We start from the raw sequence: 2,501 nt of genomic DNA, 5'->3' as shown, positions 1-2,501 counted from the left end.
CCAACTTTTACAAACCTCGTAACGCATTGTATTTATTGAGTTTTATAAATCGGCAAGATAATAGACTTAAATAATGAAACAACAAAATTAAAATATGAATCAATATGTGAATAGTTAATTCATATTTTAAGTCAACTTTCATAGCGCAAATAAGTTACCGGGCTTATATTAAAAAAAGGTAAACCCCGTTTATTAATTTCGGATTTTACAGACGTATAGATATAGAGATTTAAAGGCAAAGGCAAAGGCAAAGGCAAAAATATAATGAGCAAGTAATTAAGACGAAATTGGATGATAGTTCGAAATGACTTTGAATTTATGTAAACTAATGGTAGCAATGAAAATAAAAAGGCCGCACTTAAGTGCGGCCAATACTTACAGTAACTTAATCTTGTTTAGAATACTGGGTCTAGCAGTTCATCTGATTCCTCAGTGCTGTTAACCACTGTCTCGTCCAGGAGTGCTTGTTCTACACTTTCAGTTGAAATTGTTGCACCTTCTGCATTAAACCAGTCCGTTCCTTCTGCGTTGAACCAATCCGTTCCTTCTGCGTTGAACCAATCCGTTCCTTCTGCATTGAACCAATCCGTTCCTTCCACTCGCAGCCAATCTGTTCCTTGTGCATTGAACCAATCTGTTCCTTGTGCATTGAACCAATCTGTTCCTTCTGCATTGAACCAATCTGTTCCTTCTGCATTGAACCAATCTGTTCCTTCTGCATTGAACCAGTCCGTTCCTTCTGCGTTGAACCAATCCGTTCCTTCAGTAATTACATCGCCATTACTTATTAAAATGCCTAACTCACCGGCTGTGTTAACACGTGCTGGCCCTGCAAAGTGGGTCACACCATTTAAGTCTGCTTGCACATCTAAACCAAGGTTGGCACACCCTGTTGCCGTGCTCATCACCGCTGCATAAGCGTTGATCAAACCTGCACCTTGAGTAAATGGGTCGTAAGCTTTGCCTGTTGAAGGATCACTCACACGATTGGCAGAATCCATCAAACGACACTTCACATCATCAGGGCTCAAGCCAGGGCTGTACTGAAGCATCAAGGCAACAGTACCTGATACCACTGCTGCCGCTTGAGACGTCCCTGAAATCATGTGGTAATCTTCACCCGTTAATGACTCAACGTGGTTTTTATTCTTCAACAACGCTTTGTTCATCTTCGAGCTGATATGTCCACCAAAGGCCACCACTTCTGGCTTCACAAAACCTTCGTAAGTAGGACCTTTCGACGAAAACGTTGTCATACGGTCATCAAATGGATTGCCTGGTGTATAGCTGTCGGTCATCGCACCTACAGAAATCACATAAGGGTTGTTACCAGGCACCGAGATAGTACCGTGCTCTGAGCCAGAGTTACCTGCTGAAGTGACCACTACAATACCGGCATCCCATAAACGCATCACCGCTTGGTTAACCGGATCGTCCCAATAATGAGAACGTACTTCAGCTCCCAAAGACAAGTTCACTACGCGGATACGATATCTGTTACGGTTTTGATAAATGTAGTTCAAACCATCCAATACATCGGTGTAGCTACCGCTACCGTTTGCATCAAACGCTTTAACGGATAACAAGTACACATCTGGGGCCATACCGTTGTACTTACCGTTTTCACTTTTTAAGCTACTGGCAATAATCCCGGTTACGTGACTACCGTGACCGTTTTCATCATCGTTTAGCTTACGAGTTCTTTGACCAAGGGTCGCGTCGTATTTATAAAAAGCCCGTGAACGATTGTAAGTGTTACGAAGTAGCGGTTTACCTTCAACGCCACCCATCAAGGTACCACTATCTAGTACCGCTACGGTGACGCCGCGTCCAGTAATGCCCATCTCGTGTAGCTCATCGGCTTCGGTCTGGGTCGCAATGTCATTGTCGATGGCAAACTTCTTCGCCAAACCCGTTTGAGCCACTGCATTATCCAATGTGCTCATGGTCATTACGTTGCGGTCAGCGGTCATGCGTAGGCCGTTGATGCTGGCCAGCTCAGTTGCCTGATGTGACGTCAAGTAAGCGCTGATGGCATTGATAATTGGAAATTCTCGGGCAACTGCTCCGCCGACTTTCTCTACCGCAGTAACCAGGGCATTACGGCTAAGGCCCTGCAGAATGTAAGACTGCTCTTCCTGAGTGTGTGATTGGCTCACCACAATTTGTGGAGTGCTACCTGACTGAGTAAAAAAAGGCGTGCTCTGTGCACTGCTTTGGGTTGTCAGCATCACTGCTGAAACACTACTCATTAGGGAGATTGCCCCGACCAATAATGTCTTTTTATCTGTAAAAAAACTCATTTCACTACTCCACAACGGAAAATTTTTACTAACTGCTGGTTACTTTGCATACAGTGTGCCAACTTTTACAAACCTCGTAACGCATTGTATTTATTGAGTTTTATAAATCGGCAAGATAATAGACTTAAATAATGAAACAACAAAATTAAAATATGAATCAATATGTGAATAGTTAATTCATATTTTAAGTCAACTTTC

Annotated in this window: 1 protein-coding gene; it reads right to left on the bottom strand. The window is 43.0% G+C overall.

Annotated elements, in window-relative coordinates; translation table 11 throughout:
* Positions 1–395 precede the first annotated feature (395 nt).
* Positions 396–2,303: a S8 family peptidase gene (locus FM019_RS20700; RefSeq protein WP_143838008.1), complete on the bottom strand. Its 1,908-nt coding sequence runs from the start codon at positions 2,301–2,303 to the stop codon at positions 396–398.
* Between the last annotated feature and the right edge of the window lie 198 nt (positions 2,304–2,501).

The sequence above is a fragment of the Aliiglaciecola sp. M165 genome (assembly GCF_007197995.1).
GTDB lineage: Bacteria > Pseudomonadota > Gammaproteobacteria > Enterobacterales > Alteromonadaceae > Aliiglaciecola.
The sequence above is the reverse complement of the archived record's forward strand: the minus strand, read 5'-3'. Positions and strand labels throughout refer to the sequence as shown.